Raw genomic sequence first — 17,895 nt, forward strand, 5'->3', positions numbered from 1 at the left:
CTTTTTATAATTGTGAGGCCACCCTAGACCTGTCTAACCCGCTTGTTGAGAAGTATTCAGGGCGTTGATCGACAGCCATAAAAAAGGCGACCCATCGGTCGCCTTTTGCACGGTGAATGGATAAAGCCCTTACCGAACCCCCTCCGCACGCAGCGCCGATGGCGTGTAATCGGCGATCTTGGCTTCGAAGCCAAACTCGAAACTGTGCTTCTCTTCGTTCTTCATCCCCAGCGCGATGTATCGGCCGGCGATGATGTCGTAGAGCGCTTCCAGCGTGTACGCCTGAGTCTGGTGATCGTAGTAATACTGAGCATGCCCTTCAGCCACTCGCCACAGTTGCCCGCGACCGTCGTAGTGATCCGCCAGCGCCACTTGCCAACTGTCTTCATCGATGTACATGTGGCGCTTGGCGTAAATGTGGCGCTCACTCGGCTTGACCGTGCCGACCACTTCCCAGACACGGTGCAGTTCATAGCGGGTCAGGTCCTGATTGATGTGCCCGGCCTTGACGATGTCGTCGTATTTGAGGTTTGGCGAGTCGAGTTTGTAGCTGTTGTACGGAATGTACATTTCCTTCTTGCCGATCAGTTTCCAGTCGTAGCGATCCGGCGCACCGGAGAACATGTCGAAGTTGTCGGAGGTGCGCAGACCGTCAGCGGCGGTGCCCGGGCCGTCATAGGCCACTTGCGGGGCGCGACGTACACGACGCTGGCCGGCGTTGTAGATCCACGCCAGACGCGGTTCCTTCACCTGATCGAGGGTTTCGTGCACCAGCAGCACGTTACCCGCCAGACGCGCTGGCGCGGTGACCGACTGTTTGAAGAAGGTCAGCACGTTGGCGGACTTGTCCGCATCCAGGTCCTTCATCAGTTGCGGGACGGCGATTTCTTCCTCGAAGCGGATCGGCGTGTAGCTGCCGTTCGTTTGCGGGGTCACCTGGGTGATGATGCGTTTGAGGTTACCGCCGTGGTATCGGGTGATGTGGTTCCACATCACTTCGACGCCGTTCTTGGGAATCGGGAACGCGTAGTAGCGGTTGCCGGTGAAACCGGCCAGGCCGTTACCATCGTTGATGGTGGTCACGTTCAGCGCACTGCGCTTGGCCGACTCGTAGATTTCCGGCGGCACGGCCACGGTGCGATGGGTCGGGTAGACCGGGATCTTGTAGGTTTCCGGGTAGCGCTTGAACATCGCCACCTGGCCTTCCGACAGTTTGTCCTTGTACTTGTCGACGGTCGCCGGGGTGATCACGAACAGCGGTTTTTCGCTGGCGAACGGGTCAGCGAGAAAGCCTTTGCTGTCCACCGCGCCAGCGTTTTTTGGAAGGCCACCGGTCCAGGCCGGGATCGAGCCGTCGGCGTTACCGGCCTTCTCGGCCCCCAGCGGCGTGAGGCTGGTGCCGAGTTTGTTGGCTTCTTCCGGCGACACTGCCGCCATCACGTTGGCGGCCAGCAAACTCAGGGCCAGGGCGCTGCATTGCAGAATCATCTTGCGCATTGAAATCATCCTTCTCAGCCAGATCAGAAGTTCACGCCGAAGCTCAGCGCCACGAAGTCGCGGTCTTCGAGGACGTTGTAGTCACCGCCGAAGAAGTCGGTGTAACTGAGGCTCGCGGTATAGGTGTTGCGATAGTCGGCATCGACACCGACACTGACCGCCTTGACGCCTTCGTTGAACAGCCCGTTGGGGCCGTAACCGGCAACGTCATGGGACCAGGACAGGTTGGGCTTGAGGTTGACCCCGGCGAACACGTCGGCGTAATCGAGGATTGCCCGGGCGCGGTAGCCCCACGAGGTCGAGGTGACAAAGCCTTCGGTGTCGCCACCGAAACCGTACTGGCCGTACACCGAGTCGCGGCCGTAACGCAGCTGACTGCGCCCCTCCAGACCACCGACGTGAACCACGGCCGCTTCGCCCACCACGGTCAGTCGTTGCGCACCCAGTACCTGATCGAAGAACTGCGTCAGGGTGCTCTGGATTTGCGTGACTTCCTTGCGGCGGTAGCCTTTGTTGTCAGCGCCAGGCGTGGTGGCAATCGGTGATGCAGCACCACCGGCAATCGGGTTGAGCAAGGCCAGGGTCAGGTCGTTGGTGTTGACCTGTACCGGGGCGTTCGGGCGATAGCTGATCTCACCGCTCCACGCCGTGCCGGTCGGCAAGGTGGTGGAGAAGCTCGCGCCATACAGACGAATGTCTTCCGGGTAATCGAGGTAGTACTGGCCGCGACCGAGCATCACGCTCTGCGCCAGCCCCGAACCGCTACCGGGTGCCAGACGGTTGGCGATACCGACCATGCCCGGCAAGCTGGCCAGTGTCGACGCGCCGGCCGTGACGGTGCCCACCGTCGGTGTGCGGCTGTGGTAGTTCATGAAGTACAGGCCGTACTCGGTGTCATCACCGAGCCAGCGCAATGCGGTGCCCCACTGCCCGGAGTCCCGCGCATCGCGGTCGCCACCACGGGGAACGACCACGCCTTCGCGGGTCACTTGAATCGGTTGGCCAAACGCGGCTGCCAGCGGCGCCAAAGGAGCAATCGCCGGGCTGCCGACGGTGTAGTTGTTGTTGCAACCGTCCGCCGCCACGTCGACAGCGAAGAACGTGCCGCAGTTGTCGAGAACGGTCTGGTCCCACTCCAGTTGGTAGAACCCGTCGACCGAGAGCTGATCCGTCAGGCCTTGGGAAACGTACAGCATGTTCACGGGGATCAGGCCTTCCTTGATCTCGGCACCGGGGCGACGGAACGCAGAAACGTCGATCGGGTTGATGCTGTTGATCGAGTTGCCGATGAAGGTACTTTCACCCCAGCTCACTACTTGCTTGCCGGCGCGCACGCTGCCCGGAAGCTCAGCGATGGAGTAGTTGTGATAAACGAAGGCGTCGAGGATTTGCGCGCCGGAAGACTTGGCGCCTTCCTTGCGGCCGTGGTCGCTGATTTGTTTGAACGGACGATCTTCATCCTGCAATTCGAAGTCGTACCAATACTTGCCCCGCACGAACACACCGGTGTCGCCGTACTTCAGTTCGAGGTCGTGGATGCCCTTGACGATTTTGGAAAAGGTTTCGCCCTTCCCGAAGTTCTGCCGTCCGTCATCCCCGGTCGACGACTGCCCGGTCCCGCCGTTGACGGTGCCCACCAACGATTTCTCGGCATCGCGCATGCCCCAACTCGCGCCGACGGACAGTGAGGAGTCAAACGTGCCCTCGATCTCGCCGATATTGAATGAAACAGCCTGCGCCTGGGCACAGCAACCCAAGGCCACCGCAGCGGCCAGCGCTTGCGGTTTGAAGATGGCGCGCATTGTTGTTTTTGTCATGCGTCTTCCCCGGTGAGTGACAGAAGGCCACACCCTACTGCCGCAACCGGGGAGCGATAAGCGCACCAAGGAGGTATTCGCGGTATACCTCTAAAGGATGAATGGCCAGACGGGCCGCGGCTTTGCGCCGGGCATCGATGGGCTGGATGGAGGGTTATCAGTCAGACGCATGGGCCTGGCGACCACCGACCTGTAGCAGCTGCGGAGCAACGCGAGGCAGCTGCTACCTGGGTGTGGCCAGCCGGGACTGTTACTCAGGCTGCAACACTGCATGTCGCGAATCGCTATTTTTCCTTTGGGCTCAACGGCTTATTCTTGCCGGGCTTTCACGGTGAACCGCCGGACAGCACGAAGCCATGGCGTGTGATCAACCCACGCCATCGGCGACAGAATCCAGATGAATCGACGCTTTTTCGATTGATCGCCCCGTGTACACAGACGTTGATTTGTAGCTCCTGATCCAACGTCTTACTTGGCCGCTGCGTTTGCAGCGGCCTTTTTTATGGGCGACATTCCAAGATTAGTAGACTGACAAACGAGCAGAGTTGCAGACAGTTCTCTATATACCTTTTCGCTAATCGAGTGCGCGGCTATCGGTGGCAGTTCAACTCTATTTATCGACCCCCTACACAGACTTCGGAAAGCGACTACAGGACTCAGTAAACACGCGAAGCGCAACAGCTATTAAGGTTAATTACAGCTCAGCCATCAATACTAACTACGGCTGACTTCAATTTAACCAAGAGCCGTTTTTTCATGAAACCCGTCATCTACAACAAACACCACGCCACCCAGAGTTCCAACAGCCGCGTACGTTTTCTGATTTTTCACTACACGGCCGGCAACTTCTCCAGTTCGGTCAATGCATTGACCGGCCCGAATGTCAGCGCACATTATCTGGTTCCGGACATCACCGATCCGAGTTACTTGAACGCCGGCTACACCGGGCAGGAAGTCTTCAGCCTCGTCGACGAAACCAAACGTGCCTGGCATGCGGGTGTCAGTCAGTGGGGTAACCGCAGCAACCTGAACGACACGTCTATCGGTGTCGAAATCGTTAACCTGGCGACATTCAGCCAAGGGGTGTTCAATTTCCCGCCGTATCAGCCAGAACAAATTGCTGCGATTGAAGATCTGGCGCTGAACATTCTTGAGCGCTATCCGGATATCCGCCCGACCCACGTCTTGGGCCACTCTGACGTTGCGGTCGGCCGCAAGAGTGACCCAGGGCCGAAGTTTCCCTGGCAGGCCCTGTACTTGAAAGGCATTGGTGCCTGGTTCGACGATACCACCCGCGACGCCTATCTTCAGCAATACAACGAAACCGGCATTCCAGCCCGAACCGAATTGCTCAAGCAGTTCAAAACCTATGGCTATGACGTTTCAAATGCGTCTACCGATCAAGGCTTCATGCAACTGGTTCGAGCCTTTCAGTTGCACTTTCGCCCTCAAACATACGACGGAATCATGGACGTGCAAACGGCGGCGAATCTGGCCGCATTGGTTCGCAAGTACTTTCCTTGATTATCGCTGCAGCCCCGAACACTAAGCACCAGCAAGGTCATCAACAGTGACCTTGCTGGCCTCCATCAAAGCGAATACTTCTGCAAATTCCCCATCATTTCCTTCAGCGCTTCAATATTGTCCTTAGGATGCGCCGCGCCCTCGAAATCACAAATCTGCTCCCACTGCGCCGCTACATCCTCCGGCGAGAACCCCACCCGCGGATCGAACCCGGCACCGAGGCTGCGTTCCCAGCGCACCTTGCCCATCCAGCCGCCACCGACTTCAAACAAACCGGAAGTCTCCTTGCAGTTTTCACTGGCCAGGTACACCACCAGCGGGCTGACCAGTTCCGGTTTGAGTTGTTCGAACACTTGCGGCGGGATGAGGCCTTCGGTCATGCGCGTGCCGCCAGTCGGAGCGATGGCGTTGACCAAAATGTTGTTCTTGCGCCCTTCAATAGCGAGGGTGCGAGTCAGGCCGTAGAGGCCGAGTTTGGCCATGCCGTAGTTGGACTGGCCGAAATTGCCATAGATGCCCGAGGTCGACGCGGTGAAGATCACGCGGCCATAGTTTTGCTCGCGCATGTGCGGCCAGGCGGCGCGGGTGACTTTGTAGGCGCCTTCGACGTGGACGCGGTAAACCAGGTCCCAGTCGGCGTCATCCATCTTGTGGAAAGTTTTGTCGCGCAGGATCCCGGCGTTGTTGACCACCACATCGACACGGCCGAAAACATCGAGCGCGTGCTGGACGATTTTGTCGCCGTCGGTAACCGAATCATGGTTGGCTTCGGCGATACCGCCAGCCTCACGAATCTCGGCGACCACGCGATCTGCTGCGGACGCGTTGGCACCCTCACCTTGCGCCGAGCCGCCGAGATCGTTGACCAGCACTTTGGCGCCCTGTTTGGCGAACAGCAGCGCGTGTGCCCGGCCCAGGCCGCCGCCTGCACCGGTGACGATCACGACTTTATCTTCGAAGCGCACAGACTCATTCATGGGGAGAACTCCAGCAGGCCAGGGACAATAAGCCCGAGTGTCAGGCACGGCGCTGCGGGTCACAATGAATAGGGGTGAGGCTGAATGGTGCCCGATAAGGCAGGGGGATAATCAGGAGTACGCGAACCTGCGCGGCGGCAAAATCAGCCGATCACGAAACTCCAGATAGTGCTTGAGCACCTGCACCGGCGCTTCAGTCTGTGGGTAATGGCCAATCTCGGCCAGCAGAACCGTGTCCGGATTGGGGATCAGCTCCCGATAGCGCGCGACCATGTGTGCACCGGAAATGGGGTCGACCTCGCCATCAATGACACGCAACGGCACTTCACCGCGCTGCATGGCGTCGACCCAACGATCGCGATGGACTCGCCGCTCCGGGATATAGGTAATGAGCTTGTGCATGATTCGTGGGCCGTGATTGCTCTCGACCAGCCCCCAGAAATCATCCATCTCACTTTCAGTCGGCCGGGTCATCCGCCCGAAAATCTGCCGAAAACTCTTCACCAGCGCGTCACGCGTGAAGGCGCGGCCAATCATCCAGCCCAAGGGGCTGAGCAGCAGCTTTTGCGCCAGCAGCGGACGATGGGTTTCGGGAAACAGGCCACCGTTGAGGAACACACAACTGGCGAGGTGAATGCGGGTTTCGTAATGCCGGGCCAACAGTTCCTGCGCCACGCTGTCGCCATAGTCGTGAGCCAGCACGTGCACCGGTTGGGTGACACTCAAATGCGCCAGCAACGCCTGTTGCAAGTCCGCCTGTTCGAGCAGGCTGTATTCGTGGTCCACCGGTTTGGCAGAGTCGCCGAAACCGAGCATGTCGCAGGCAATCACTCGATAGCGTTGCGCCAGTGGCTGCCACAAGTAATGCCAATCCCAACTGGCAGTCGGAAAGCCATGAATGAGCAACAGCGGCTCACCCTGCCCGGCCGTCCAATAGCGAATGGTCTGGCCACGGAATACGAACGTCTGGCCGCGTTTGCGCCAGACACACAGGGGGATCTCGGCGAGTGGCATTAGAGTTTATAACCCGGGTCTTGTTGATCGAGTTTACGTAGCAGCGCCGGCCAGGCCAGCGCGCCACCCATCCCTTGAGCACTTTTGGTCACGCCGGCGATCATCGCCTTGGCGCCCGCCAGAATCTGCGGTTGGATGGCGATCAATTCGGCGCCGCCATTCTGCGCCAGCACCTGAATATCGCAGGCGCGCTGGAAGGTAAACATCATCAGAAACGTATCGGCGATGGTGCCACCACAGGTCAGCAGACCGTGGTTGTGCAGCATCAGGAAATTGTTTTCACCGAGGTCGGCTTGCAGGCGTGCCTTCTCTTCATGGTTCAGCGCCACGCCTTCATACGCGTGGTAAGCCAGGCTGGACAGGACAAACAAGGATTGCTGACTGATCGGCAGAATGCCCTGTTTTTGCGCCGAGACTGCAACACCCGCCGCGGTGTGGGTGTGCAGTACGCACACCACATCGTGGCGAACTTCATGCACGGCGCTGTGAATGGTGTAACCCGCCGGGTTGATCTCGTAAGGACTGTCCATCAACTTGTTGCCGGCCTGATCGACCTTGACCAGGCTTGACGCGGTGATTTCGTGAAACATCAGCCCGAACGGGTTGATCAGAAAATCTTCGGTGCCCGGCACCTTGGCCGAGATGTGCGTAAAGATCAGATCGTCCCAGCCATGCGCGGCGACCAAACGATAACAGGCCGCCAGATCGACGCGAGTTTGCCACTCGGCGGCACTGACCTGACCTTTGACACTGTGGGGTGACTGGACGGGAGCAACATTCACGGCAAGACCTCCTGTTCTTATTGTTCTGCTGTCGTCACAGCAGTCTAGTCAGCCCCCGATCTTCGTGTAGTTGCATTGGCAGCCAGCTTGATGGCCTAGCGAGTCAGCGGCGCAATGAGTCTGGATCCATGTCAAAGGACCGACGCCAGTAACCCTGTAGCGAACAGACTCAGTTGCCTCGTCAGAAGTATGACGAGCCTCATCTTCAGCGCAAAGCGCTGACCAATTCTTTGAGCCAGGGCTCGGCATCGGTTTCCGGGGTCACTGTTTCGCTGGCGTCCAGACGCAGCATCGGCAGTACGACACGCAGCCCCAGCTCACCGAACAATTCGTGCATTTGTTCGCCGCCGCCACAGAACGTATCGCCATAGCTCGCATCGCCCAAGGCGATGACCGCTCCCGGCAGGCCGCGCCAGGCGTCGGGCAGTTGATCGCGAATCATCGAATACAACGGTTGCAGGTTGTCCGGCAATTCACCCATGCCGGTGGTCGACGTCACCGCCAGAAACGCTTGCGGTTCGAAAGCCAGGACATCGGCCAGTGACGCGCGCGGGTTGTGCAGGGTTTCGTGACCGGCAGCGTTCAAAATTTTTGCGGCGTGACGGGCGACTTCTTCAGCCGTGCCGTACACCGAGCCGGAAATAATGGCGACTTTCATCAATCTGATCCTGAAACTGAGTGAAAGACCGGATATTAACAGCAGGACCTGCATTGTTCTTTTAGAATGCAACACACCCTCAAACCGGAAAGGACTCTCCGATGATCAATGCTCAACTGCTGCAAATGGTGATCAACGCTTCCAACGACGGCATCGTGATCGCCGAAAAGGAAGGCGAGCAGGACAAGATCCTGATTTACGTCAACCCGGCGTTCGAACGACTGACGGGTTACACCAGCGAAGAAATCCTCTATCAGGATTGTCGTTTCTTGCAGTCGGGCGACCGGGATCAGGAAGCGCTTCCAACCATACGCGACGCATTGAACAAGGAAGGATCCTGCCGGGAAATCCTCAGGAACTACCGCAAGGACGGCACGCCTTTCTGGAATGAACTCTCGCTATCGACAGTGAAAGACCCGAACGACGGGCAGACTTATTTCGTCGGTGTGCAGAAGGACGTCACGACGCAAGTCAAAGCACAGCAGCGCGTGGCGCAACTGGAATCACAGTTGGCCGAGGCGCTCGCCGAACTATCTGCGCTGAAAGCGACGAACGGCGCAAACAAAACTGCGAATTAAGTGTCATTAACTACAATCACCAATGACTTTGTAACTATACCTTTCGAGCAAGCCATGCAGCGCGACGCACTCCTCACTCAGGATGAGCTGGATTTCATCCAGACCATGCAACACAACCCGCAGCTCAATGTGCGGGATGCGACGTCGAGCCTGCTCGTCAACGGTGGTTCGCAGATACGTGATTTGCTCACGCGCCTCGCCGCTCATGAGCAAGTCACCATCCAGGCCAATTTCGAAAACCAGCAAATGACCTTCCCCCTCCACCTGGTGGAAGACGAGTTTCATGCGCTGCATTTGCGTCTGGGTGTGCCAAGCATTTACGAAGACGGGCCAATGGTCCGTCCTTGGCGCTTGGTCCTGGAAGAACCGGTGGCGCTGGAAAACGCCAAAGGCCAGCCAGGCACGATGTATGTGCATGAAGTATCGTGCAAAGGGGTTTTGCTGGAAGTCCGCAACAAGACCAAGCCACCCAAGCATTTTGCCTTGTGGTTCAGCCCGTCCGGCTATGAACGGATTGCATTGCGCGGCAGCTTTGAGCGTGAAACCGAACAGGGCTTTTACGCCTACGAGTTGAGCCAGTCTGACAAGGACGAAACCGAACGTCTGCGCCAGTACATCCTTCAGCAACATCGCCTGACACACCCTGCCCTACATATCTGAATCTCAGGTATCCAGATTTCCCGCCAGGAACTGTTTCAGACGCTGGCGCATCACCGTCCCCTCATTCCCCAGACAACCGATCGATGACCCGGCCAGGCTTTCCTGAGCCAGTTCCGACGTGTCGCCGGCGAGCAACAATCGACAATCCAGGCTCATGGCCAGGCGATTTAGCCGCCGGGGCAATTCTGCGGTCGGCGCGTGATTGGACACCAACACCAACGCCTGGGGTTTGACCCGCTCACAGATCAGGGTCAACTCGTCGAAGGGCTGACCAATCGCCAGCACCTGAATTGCCGAATCGACACTGCTCAAGTACAGCGCGGTGATCAGGACTTCCAGCTCACGGGCCTGGTCGGCCAATGCACAGACGATGATTCGACGTGGCTGCATGACACGCACCAGCAGCAGCCTTTGCAACACGCGAGAACGTAGAAAGCCGTCCAGAAAAAGCCACTTGCTGGTCAGGCCGAAGGCTTCATGGTGGTGCAGCAATTGCTTCCAGAGCGGCAGCAAAATGTCCTCGAACACCACTGAGAGCGGGTAGCTGGAGAAGATCTGCCCATAAACCTGCTCCAACTGCAACTCGTCAAAGGCCTTCACCGCGGCCAGGACTTGTTCCTGCCATTGGGTGTAGTCAGCCTGAACGAGTTCGTTCGGAATGATCTGCGCCAGCGCCTTGAGCGGTTCGATCTTGGCGAGGATCTTGCCAACCTAGCTGACTGCGACGCCGCGCTCGACCCAGTCGAGAATGCTACGAACGCGCTCGATATCGGCCATCGAGTACAAGCGATGCCCACTTTCGGTGCGCAAAGGCTGGATCAGACCATAACGCCGCTCCCAGGCACGCAGCGTAACCGGGTTGATCCCCGTCAGACGCGCTACCTCTCGAATTGGAAATAGCTCTTCCTGCTCAATGGAAAGCTTCACCTGCGCGGTAGTAGATGTATCGTCAGTCAGTACCGGCATCAGAAAATCGACATCCCTGGTCAAATTGGATCCCATTTAACCCTCCCCCTCCCGGACTTTTCAAGGCATTTATTAACGACAAACAATGTTGGGGGCTTGGCCATAATCAGGAATAATCCTTGCTTGTCTCAAGTCGCAGCCCACCACCCCGGTGCTGTGCCTGGCGAAACGCCTACCCGGTGTACCGCAAACGTTCACGGAGATACATGATGTCTACCTCACCCGTCACCCTGATGGTTGCGCGCCGCGTGGCCGAAGGGCGCTATCAAGACCTGATGGCCTGGTTGCGCGAAGGCGAGCAACTGGCTACCGATTTTCCCGGTTATCTGGGCTCTGGCGTGCTCGCTCCGCCGCCCGACGATGACGAATTCCAGATTATTTTCCGCTTTGCCGATGAGCAGACCATGCACGCCTGGGAACACTCTGCGTCGCGCACAGCCTGGCTGGCACGCGGCAGTGACCTGTTTGCCCACAAGACGGAACATCGCGTCAGCGGGATCGAGGGCTGGTTTGGCGCGGTCGGTCAGCGCCCGCCCCGCTGGAAACAGGCGGTAGCGATCTGGCTGGCGTTCTTTCCAGTGTCCCTGTTGTTCAACTTTATCCTGGGGCCTTTGCTGAACGAAGTGAGCCTGCTGCCACGGGTGCTTGTCAGCACGCTGTGCCTGACGCCGTTGATGGTCTACTTCTTCATTCCGTTGTCGACCCGCCTGCTGGCCAACTGGCTGAATAGCACACCGGCACGGCCATTGACTGTCCAGCCTTCCACACAGAACCGCTAAGCCGTCACCAACATAGGTACACGCCTCCCGTCGCTGGTATAGTTTTGCTCTTACCGCGACGCGAGCCGTTCATGACCTCTTCCGCAGCCCCAATCCTCATCACCGGTGCCGGCCAGCGTGTCGGCCTGCACTGTGCGCAGCGTTTGATCAAAGACGGCCAACGGGTGATCTTCAGCTACCGCAGCGAACGCCCGGGCGTCCAGGCATTGCGCGATCTGGGCGCTCTCGCTGTGTTTGCCGACTTTTCCACTGAAGCAGGGATCCTGGCGTTCATCAGCGAGCTGAAAACCCACACTGACAGCCTGCGGGCGATTGTCCATAACGCCTCCGAATGGCTGAGCGAAACACCGGACAACGACGCCGCTGCCTTCACCCGCATGTTCAGCGTGCACATGCTTGCGCCTTACCTGATCAACCTGCACTGTGCCGACTTGCTGCAACGCTCGCACCCGGCGGACATTGTGCACATCAGCGATGACGTGACCCGCAAGGGCAGCAGCCGGCACATCGGCTACTGCGCCAGCAAAGCCGGGCTCGACAGCCTGACCCTGTCCTTCGCCGCGAAATATGCGCCGACAATCAAGGTCAACGGTATCGCGCCCGCCCTGCTAATGTTCAACCCCGAGGACGACGCGGCTTACCGCGCCAAGGCACTGGCCAAGTCCGCGCTGGGCATCGAACCTGGCAGCGAAGTGATCTACCAGAGCCTGCGCTACTTGCTCGACAACCCTTATGTCACCGGCACCACCCTGACCGTCAATGGCGGAAGGCACCTCAAATAAGATGCCCCGCGAGGATGTTCCATGACGCTGATCCTGCCCCAGAACGCACTGTCCCAAAGCTACCGCGAGATCCTCATCGGTCTTGGTGAAAACCCGGATCGCGAAGGCCTGATCGACACCCCGGTGCGCGCAGCCAAAGCCATGCAGTACCTCTGCCATGGTTACGAACAAAGTGTTGAAGAGATCGTCAATGGTGCGCTGTTCGCCTCTGACAACGATGAAATGGTCATCGTCGACAACATCGAGCTGTACTCGCTCTGCGAACATCACCTGCTGCCCTTCATCGGCAAGGCCCATGTGGCTTATATTCCAACGGGCAAGGTGCTGGGCCTGTCGAAAATTGCGCGACTGGTGGACATGTTCGCCCGGCGCCTGCAAATCCAGGAAAACCTCACCCGGCAAATTGCCGATGCGGTGCAACAGGTGACCGGCGCGGCAGGCGTCGCGGTGGTCATCGAAGCCAAACACATGTGCATGATGATGCGCGGTGTCGAGAAACAGAATTCAACCATGAACACCTCGGTGATGCTCGGCGCCTTTCGCGAGTCGAGCAACACCCGCCAGGAGTTCCTGCAATTGATTGGACGGAGCACGTCGTAATGCCACAACTTCAACCAGGCATGGCACGCATCCGGGTCAAGGACCTGTGCCTGCGGACTTACATCGGAATCAACGAGGATGAAATCCTCAACAAGCAGGATGTGCTGATCAACCTGACCATCCTGTATGCGGCCCAGGAAGCAGTGCGCGACAACGACATCGATCACGCGCTGAACTACCGCACCATCACCAAGGCAATCATCGCCCACGTTGAAGGCAATCGCTTTGCCCTGCTGGAACGCCTGACCCAGGAAATCCTCGATCTGGTCATGGCCAACACGTCGGTGCTGTACGCCGAGGTTGAAGTCGATAAACCTCACGCCCTGCGATTCGCCGAATCGGTGTCGATTACGCTCGCGGCAAGCCGCTAAGCTTCAAGCTTCAAGCTTCAGGCGTTAAGCTACAAGCCACCGCAATCCATCTTGCAGCTTGAAGCTTGCCGCTTGAAGCTGCCTCGCAGAGGCCCCCATGACCGATCAACAACGCCTGGAACTTGAAGCCGCCGCCTTTCGCCGACTGGTAGCGCATCTGGACAGCCGCAAGGATGTGCAGAACATTGACCTGATGAACCTCTCCGGTTTCTGCCGCAACTGCCTGTCCAAGTGGTACAAGGCCGCCGCCGACGAACGCCAGATCGACGTCAGCCTCGATGACGCCCGCGAAGTGGTGTACGGCATGCCGTACGCCGAATGGAAAGCCCAATACCAGCAAGAAGCCAGCGCCGAACAACAAGCGGCGTTCGCCAAAGGAAAACCCAATGAGTGATTTGAACACCCTGCGCGCCAGCCTCAAGAGTGGCGAACACGCCTTTGCCGACACCCTGGCCTTCATCGCCGCCGGTTACGACTATCAGCCACAGGCCTTCAACAACGGTGGTGTGGAAAACGCAGCCGGTCAGAACGAAGGTTCGTGCAAGACCCTGGGTCTGGCGCTGCTGGAGGGCTTGAGCGATGAAGAAGCGCTGCTGGCGTTTGGCGAGCATTACCGCTCGGTGGTGGCAACGCCTGAAGGCAGCGACCACGGCAATATCCGCGCGCTGATTGCTCATGGGCTGGCTGGTGTGAAGTTCACTCAGCAACCGCTCACTCGCCGCTGATTCACGCCTGACTGCACATCCCGACTTTTAAGATTGACCCGGCCACTTTATTTCGTTTGCCCCAAACCGCTGCTCACGGCTTAGATAAAAAGAAGCATCCCTTCTTCAGAGTCGGTCATCCATGAGCAGCGAATCCATCAGCCGGTCGATCAACATCGTTCATCCTGTCACGCTCAGCCACGGCAAAAATGCCGAGGTCTGGGACACCGATGGCAAACGCTACATCGACTTCGTCGGTGGCATCGGCGTACTGAATCTCGGCCATTGCCACCCGCGCATCGTCGAGGCCATTCGCGAACAAGCCACCCGCCTGACCCACTACGCGTTCAACGCCGCCCCGCATGTGCCCTACCTCGAACTGATGGAGCGCCTGAGCGCGTTCATTCCGGTGGATTACCCGGTCAGCGGCATGCTCACCAACAGCGGCGCGGAAGCAGCGGAAAACGCCCTGAAGATCGTCCGTGGCGCCACCGGGCGCACCGCCGTGATCGCCTTCGACGGCGCCTTCCACGGCCGCACCCTCGCCACCCTCAACCTCAATGGCAAGGTCGCCCCCTACAAACAGAAAGTCGGCGTGCTGCCCGGTCCGGTGTTTCACTTGCCCTACCCGAGCAAGGACAACGGCGTGACCTGCGCCGAAGCGCTGAAGGCCATGGACCGACTGTTCAGCGTCGAAATCGATGTTGAAGACGTGGCCTGCTTCATCGTTGAACCGGTGCAGGGTGAAGCAGGCTTCCTCGCGATGGACGTGGAGTTCGCCCAAGCGCTGCGCACGTTCTGCGATGAAAAGAACATCCTGCTGATCGCCGATGAAATCCAGTCCGGCTTCGGCCGCACCGGCGAGCGTTTTGCGTTTTCGCGGCTGGGCATTGAGCCAGACCTGATCCTGCTGGGCAAAAGCATTGCCGGCGGCGTGCCGCTGGGCGCGGTGGTCGGGCGCAAGACATTGCTCGACACGTTGCCCAAGGGCGGTCTGGGCGGCACTTACTCGGGCAATCCCATCGCCTGCGCTGCCGGGTTGGCGACGCTGGATGAAATGACGGATACCAACCTGCAAGCCTGGGGCGCGCAGCAGGAAGAAGCGATCGTCAGCCGATATCAAGCCTGGCGCGCCAGCAAACTTTCACCGTATCTGGGGCGCTTGACCGGTATTGGCGCGATGCGCGGCATCGAGTTGGCCCATGCCGACGGCACACCGGCGCCGGCCCAGTTGACGCAATTGCTGGCGTTGGCACGAGAGGCAGGCTTGCTGCTGATGCCCAGCGGCAAGTCGCGCCACATCATCCGCCTGCTGGCACCGCTGACCACCGAAGCCTCCGTGCTCGAGGAAGGGCTGGACATCCTTGAGGCCTGCCTCGCGAAACTGTCCTGACAGCAAAATGAGCTCAGGGACTGACATAGCGAATTATGGTCGCTTGTTGTCCCTGAATTCGCGTCGCAATACTGACCAAAACCCCCTTTACCTAGCGAGATCGTCACCACCTACAAACCGAGGCAGTCATGTATCACGACAATATAATTTATAAGAAAAAGTCTAACGATCCTCAATTCCTGCTCGGCGTAGCCGTGGTGCTGTTTCTTGGCTCCTACCTGATGAACCTGGGTAACAGCGCCCTCAGTCATTTTCTGCAACCGCTGCTGGGCAATGCCCCGGACAGCCTGACCGCTCGCAACATTGCCATTGGCCTGGGCATCGCTGCACTGGGCACGCTGAACTTCCATGTGCTCGGGCGGTTGAAGTTCAAGGTACAAACCACGGTGGTGTGGGTCGAGTTGCTGATTCTGTTTCTGGCATTCTTCGACACCTTCGATCTCTCCTACAGTTTCATTCTCGACAAGGTCGGTTTCCTCATCATCCAGGGCGCCGCCACCACCTTGTACATCTCTGCCGTGGCCATTGTGATCGCGTTTGTACTGGCGTTGATCGGCGCGGTGGCGAAGCTGTCGAACAACGGCCTGGCCAATGCGCTCGCGTCGTTCTACACCTCGTTCTTTCGTGGCGTACCGCTGCTGATTCAGATCTACCTGATTTACCTGGGTCTGCCGCAACTCGGCTATGTGGTTGACGCCGTGCCGGCCGGCATTCTGGCGCTGTCGCTGTGCTACGGCGCCTACATGACCGAAATTTTCCGTGCCGGTATCCAGAGCATTCCGGTCGGTCAGTGGGAAGCGTCACGAGCGCTGAACATCAGCCCGTTCAAAACCCTCAGCCGCGTGATCATGCCCCAGGCCTTGCGGGTGATCATTCCACCGACCGGCAATCAATTCATCGCCATGCTCAAGGACAGTTCGCTGGTGTCGGTGATCGGTGTCTGGGAACTGATGTACCTGGCCAAGACCCAGGGCCGTGCAGACTTCCGCCACCTGGAGATGCTGATTACTGCGGCAATGATTTACTGGGCGCTGTCGTTCATTCTCGAACGGGTGCAGGCGCGGATCGAAAAACGGGTCAACCGTTCCACGGCAAGGGGCTGATACGTGATGACTCGAACCAATACCGCTGAACAGCTTCACCTGGCTGCGACTGTAAATCCCGGTCCTTCAATGATTTCGATCACCGGCCTGAACAAGTGGTACGGCAATTTTCACGCCTTGCGCGATGTTGACCTGACAGTCGCCACTGGCGAAATCCTGGTGGTGTGCGGACCGTCGGGTTCGGGCAAGTCGACAATGATCCGCTGCATCAACCACCTGGAAAATTTCCAGAAAGGCCACATCCAGGTCAATGGCATCACCCTCACCAGCGAAGCGGAAAGTGTCAGCGCCGTGCGCAGCGAAATCGGCATGGTGTTTCAGAGCTTCAACCTGTTCCCGCACTTGAGTGTGATGGACAACCTGACCCTGGCCCCGCAACTGGTGCAAGGCGTGTCGTCTGCCGAGGCGAAAAAACGCGCACAGCTTTACCTCGAACGCGTGCGCATTGCCGAACACGCGCACAAATATCCGTCGCAACTGTCCGGCGGTCAGCAGCAACGCGTGGCCATTGCGCGGGCGCTGTGCATGAATCCCAAAGTGATGCTGTTTGACGAACCGACCTCCGCACTGGACCCGGAAATGGTCCATGAAGTGCTGGACGTCATGAGCGAACTGGCCACCGACGGCATGACCATGATCTGTGTGACCCACGAGATGGGCTTCGCCAGCAAAGTCGCGGACCGTGTGTTGTTCATGGACCAGGGCCAGGTCATCGAACAAGCCACCCCGGCCGAGTTTTTCAACAACCCGCAGACCGAACGCGCGCAGAAATTCCTGTCGCAAATCATCGGTCACTGAGAAGCGCTTTACCCCCCGCATAACAATAACGAAAAGTGGAGATGGACATGCTCAGTAGAAAACGCGCAATCACCCTCGCAGCCTCCCTGTCACTGTTGTTTGTCGGCGTCGCCAATGCCGGCGCCGTGCTGGACAAGATCCAGAGCAGCAAGACGATGACCGTCGCCACCTCGGCGACCTGGCCACCGCAGGGGTTTATCAATGACAAAAACGAAATCGACGGTTTTGACATTGATGTTTCCAAAGAGATCGCCAAGCGTCTCGGCGTCGAGGCCAAATTCATCACACCCGACTGGGACGTGATTACCGCAGGCAAGTGGAATGGCCGCTGGGACGTGTCTGTGGGCTCGATGACGGCGACCAAAAGTCGTGCGCGGATTCTCGATTTCCCGGGCACCTATTACTACGTTCCCTATGTGTTTGCAGTGCACAACAAATCCACGGTCACCGACCACAAAGCCCTCAATGGCAAAACCATCGGCGTCGAAGGCGGCACCACGTCCGAGGATTATTTCAGCCAGGCGCTGGCCATCGAAACCACCGACGTGCCGCCCGTTGTCTACGACGTCAAAACCGAGAAAATGAAGACTTACTCCGGCTCCGTCGGCCCACTCGACGACCTGCGCCTGGGCGACGGTACCCGACTGGATGCGATCCTCACGCAACGCAGCACGCTGGATGCCGCCGTCAAGAAGGGTTATCCGTTGCGCGCCGTCGACAACGGTGTGGTGTTTTACGAACCGTTGGCCGTTGCCACCGACAAGGGTGACCCGGAGTTGAAGGCCAAGCTGGGTGAAATCATCGGCGAAATGCACAAGGACGGCACGCTGACCAAGCTGTCGGACAAGTGGTACGGCGTCGACTACTCGACCATCAAGTAAACGCCCCCCTT

The 17,895-nt window shown here is 58.5% G+C and carries 19 protein-coding genes and 1 pseudogene; 13 read left to right on the plus strand and 7 right to left on the minus strand.

The features are described from left to right. Positions 1-129: 129 nt before the first annotated feature. Positions 130-1,497, minus strand: coding sequence for a DUF1329 domain-containing protein (locus AB4N43_RS12065; RefSeq protein WP_027924576.1), 1,368 nt, complete (start codon positions 1,495-1,497; stop codon positions 130-132). Positions 1,498-1,520: 23 nt separating this feature from the next. Further along, positions 1,521-3,314 (minus strand): DUF1302 domain-containing protein, encoded by a 1,794-nt coding sequence (locus AB4N43_RS12070; protein WP_027924575.1) that lies wholly within the window; start codon positions 3,312-3,314, stop codon positions 1,521-1,523. A gap of 756 nt (positions 3,315-4,070) precedes the next feature. Here AB4N43_RS12070 and AB4N43_RS12075 point away from each other — a divergent pair. Then, entirely contained in the window at positions 4,071-4,838 is a 768-nt protein-coding gene (locus AB4N43_RS12075) for an N-acetylmuramoyl-L-alanine amidase (protein WP_027924574.1), read from the plus strand. Positions 4,839-4,903: 65 nt separating this feature from the next. On the opposite strand, the gene AB4N43_RS12080 is transcribed toward AB4N43_RS12075, so the two are convergent. From AB4N43_RS12080 to AB4N43_RS12095, 4 genes are all read right to left on the minus strand, one after another. Next, positions 4,904-5,815: an SDR family oxidoreductase gene (locus AB4N43_RS12080; RefSeq protein WP_059181601.1), complete on the minus strand. Its 912-nt coding sequence runs from the start codon at positions 5,813-5,815 to the stop codon at positions 4,904-4,906. A 111-nt stretch (positions 5,816-5,926) separates the two neighbouring features. Beyond that, positions 5,927-6,829, minus strand: coding sequence for an alpha/beta fold hydrolase (locus AB4N43_RS12085; protein WP_027924572.1), 903 nt, complete (start codon positions 6,827-6,829; stop codon positions 5,927-5,929). Beyond that, entirely contained in the window at positions 6,829-7,611 is a 783-nt protein-coding gene (locus AB4N43_RS12090; RefSeq protein ID WP_059181602.1) for a class II aldolase/adducin family protein, read from the minus strand. The genes AB4N43_RS12085 and AB4N43_RS12090 overlap by 1 nt, the downstream gene beginning before the upstream one ends. Before the next feature lie 205 nt (positions 7,612-7,816). Further along, the gene (locus tag AB4N43_RS12095) at positions 7,817-8,269 is read right to left on the minus strand and encodes a flavodoxin (RefSeq protein ID WP_460154094.1); all 453 of its coding nucleotides are present in this window, start codon (positions 8,267-8,269) and stop codon (positions 7,817-7,819) included. A 101-nt stretch (positions 8,270-8,370) separates the two neighbouring features. Between AB4N43_RS12095 and AB4N43_RS12100 the strand changes: the two genes are divergently transcribed. Beyond that, entirely contained in the window at positions 8,371-8,847 is a 477-nt protein-coding gene (locus AB4N43_RS12100) for a PAS domain-containing protein (protein WP_059181604.1), read from the plus strand. A 54-nt stretch (positions 8,848-8,901) separates the two neighbouring features. Beyond that, positions 8,902-9,507 carry a hypothetical protein gene (locus AB4N43_RS12105; RefSeq protein WP_027924568.1) on the plus strand — a complete coding sequence of 202 codons (606 nt, stop codon included), beginning with the start codon at positions 8,902-8,904 and terminating at the stop codon, positions 9,505-9,507. A 3-nt stretch (positions 9,508-9,510) separates the two neighbouring features. On the opposite strand, the pseudogene AB4N43_RS12110 reads toward AB4N43_RS12105, so the two are convergent. After that, a pseudogene (locus AB4N43_RS12110) lies at positions 9,511-10,473 on the minus strand (MerR family transcriptional regulator). Positions 10,474-10,682: 209 nt separating this feature from the next. Here AB4N43_RS12110 and AB4N43_RS12115 point away from each other — a divergent pair. The 10 genes from AB4N43_RS12115 (at position 10,683) to AB4N43_RS12160 (ending at position 17,884) form a co-directional block, all read left to right on the plus strand. Continuing rightward, complete coding sequence (locus tag AB4N43_RS12115; protein ID WP_027924566.1) at positions 10,683-11,252, plus strand: antibiotic biosynthesis monooxygenase; 570 nt, start codon at positions 10,683-10,685, stop codon at positions 11,250-11,252. A gap of 71 nt (positions 11,253-11,323) precedes the next feature. Next, the gene (gene folM, locus AB4N43_RS12120; protein WP_027924565.1) at positions 11,324-12,034 is read left to right on the plus strand and encodes a dihydromonapterin reductase; all 711 of its coding nucleotides are present in this window, start codon (positions 11,324-11,326) and stop codon (positions 12,032-12,034) included. 21 nt (positions 12,035-12,055) lie between these two features. Then, positions 12,056-12,634, plus strand: a complete 579-nt coding sequence (gene folE, locus AB4N43_RS12125) for a GTP cyclohydrolase I FolE (RefSeq protein ID WP_027924564.1) — start codon at positions 12,056-12,058, stop codon at positions 12,632-12,634. Beyond that, positions 12,634-13,005 (plus strand): dihydroneopterin triphosphate 2'-epimerase, encoded by a 372-nt coding sequence (folX, locus tag AB4N43_RS12130; RefSeq protein WP_027924563.1) that lies wholly within the window; start codon positions 12,634-12,636, stop codon positions 13,003-13,005. Before folE ends, folX begins: the two co-directional genes overlap by 1 nt. Positions 13,006-13,102: 97 nt before the next feature. Further along, positions 13,103-13,399, plus strand: a complete 297-nt coding sequence (locus AB4N43_RS12135; RefSeq protein ID WP_007944633.1) for a DUF1244 domain-containing protein — start codon at positions 13,103-13,105, stop codon at positions 13,397-13,399. Beyond that, positions 13,392-13,730, plus strand: coding sequence for a HopJ type III effector protein (locus AB4N43_RS12140; RefSeq protein WP_027924562.1), 339 nt, complete (start codon positions 13,392-13,394; stop codon positions 13,728-13,730). The genes AB4N43_RS12135 and AB4N43_RS12140 overlap by 8 nt, the downstream gene beginning before the upstream one ends. 121 nt (positions 13,731-13,851) lie before the next feature. Beyond that, entirely contained in the window at positions 13,852-15,102 is a 1,251-nt protein-coding gene (locus AB4N43_RS12145) for a 2-aminoadipate transaminase (protein WP_460154095.1), read from the plus strand. A 128-nt stretch (positions 15,103-15,230) separates the two neighbouring features. Continuing rightward, positions 15,231-16,205, plus strand: coding sequence for an amino acid ABC transporter permease (locus tag AB4N43_RS12150; protein WP_027924560.1), 975 nt, complete (start codon positions 15,231-15,233; stop codon positions 16,203-16,205). 69 nt (positions 16,206-16,274) lie between these two features. Next, a complete protein-coding gene (locus AB4N43_RS12155) occupies positions 16,275-17,003 on the plus strand; it encodes an amino acid ABC transporter ATP-binding protein (RefSeq protein WP_032833571.1) in 729 nt (242 codons plus the stop codon). A 47-nt stretch (positions 17,004-17,050) separates the two neighbouring features. Next, positions 17,051-17,884, plus strand: coding sequence for a transporter substrate-binding domain-containing protein (locus tag AB4N43_RS12160; RefSeq protein ID WP_027924558.1), 834 nt, complete (start codon positions 17,051-17,053; stop codon positions 17,882-17,884). Positions 17,885-17,895: the final 11 nt, after the last annotated feature.

It is taken from the genome of Pseudomonas sp. S2_B07, from assembly GCF_054668435.1.

What these genes read in the sequence shown, in the direction of transcription:
- AB4N43_RS12065 (WP_027924576.1), bottom strand. Translation starts at nt 1,497, where the DNA reads ATGCGCAAGATGATTCTGCAATGCAGCGCCCTGGCCCTGAGTTTGCTG.
- AB4N43_RS12070 (WP_027924575.1), bottom strand. Translation starts at nt 3,314, where the DNA reads ATGACAAAAACAACAATGCGCGCCATCTTCAAACCGCAAGCGCTGGCC.
- AB4N43_RS12075 (WP_027924574.1), top strand. Translation starts at nt 4,071, where the DNA reads ATGAAACCCGTCATCTACAACAAACACCACGCCACCCAGAGTTCCAAC.
- AB4N43_RS12080 (WP_059181601.1), bottom strand. Translation starts at nt 5,815, where the DNA reads ATGAATGAGTCTGTGCGCTTCGAAGATAAAGTCGTGATCGTCACCGGT.
- AB4N43_RS12085 (WP_027924572.1), bottom strand. Translation starts at nt 6,829, where the DNA reads ATGCCACTCGCCGAGATCCCCCTGTGTGTCTGGCGCAAACGCGGCCAG.
- AB4N43_RS12095 (WP_460154094.1), bottom strand. Translation starts at nt 8,269, where the DNA reads ATGAAAGTCGCCATTATTTCCGGCTCGGTGTACGGCACGGCTGAAGAA.
- AB4N43_RS12100 (WP_059181604.1), top strand. Translation starts at nt 8,371, where the DNA reads ATGATCAATGCTCAACTGCTGCAAATGGTGATCAACGCTTCCAACGAC.
- AB4N43_RS12105 (WP_027924568.1), top strand. Translation starts at nt 8,902, where the DNA reads ATGCAGCGCGACGCACTCCTCACTCAGGATGAGCTGGATTTCATCCAG.
- AB4N43_RS12115 (WP_027924566.1), top strand. Translation starts at nt 10,683, where the DNA reads ATGTCTACCTCACCCGTCACCCTGATGGTTGCGCGCCGCGTGGCCGAA.
- folM (WP_027924565.1), top strand. Translation starts at nt 11,324, where the DNA reads ATGACCTCTTCCGCAGCCCCAATCCTCATCACCGGTGCCGGCCAGCGT.
- folE (WP_027924564.1), top strand. Translation starts at nt 12,056, where the DNA reads ATGACGCTGATCCTGCCCCAGAACGCACTGTCCCAAAGCTACCGCGAG.
- folX (WP_027924563.1), top strand. Translation starts at nt 12,634, where the DNA reads ATGCCACAACTTCAACCAGGCATGGCACGCATCCGGGTCAAGGACCTG.
- AB4N43_RS12135 (WP_007944633.1), top strand. Translation starts at nt 13,103, where the DNA reads ATGACCGATCAACAACGCCTGGAACTTGAAGCCGCCGCCTTTCGCCGA.
- AB4N43_RS12140 (WP_027924562.1), top strand. Translation starts at nt 13,392, where the DNA reads ATGAGTGATTTGAACACCCTGCGCGCCAGCCTCAAGAGTGGCGAACAC.
- AB4N43_RS12145 (WP_460154095.1), top strand. Translation starts at nt 13,852, where the DNA reads ATGAGCAGCGAATCCATCAGCCGGTCGATCAACATCGTTCATCCTGTC.
- AB4N43_RS12150 (WP_027924560.1), top strand. Translation starts at nt 15,231, where the DNA reads ATGTATCACGACAATATAATTTATAAGAAAAAGTCTAACGATCCTCAA.
- AB4N43_RS12155 (WP_032833571.1), top strand. Translation starts at nt 16,275, where the DNA reads ATGATTTCGATCACCGGCCTGAACAAGTGGTACGGCAATTTTCACGCC.
- AB4N43_RS12160 (WP_027924558.1), top strand. Translation starts at nt 17,051, where the DNA reads ATGCTCAGTAGAAAACGCGCAATCACCCTCGCAGCCTCCCTGTCACTG.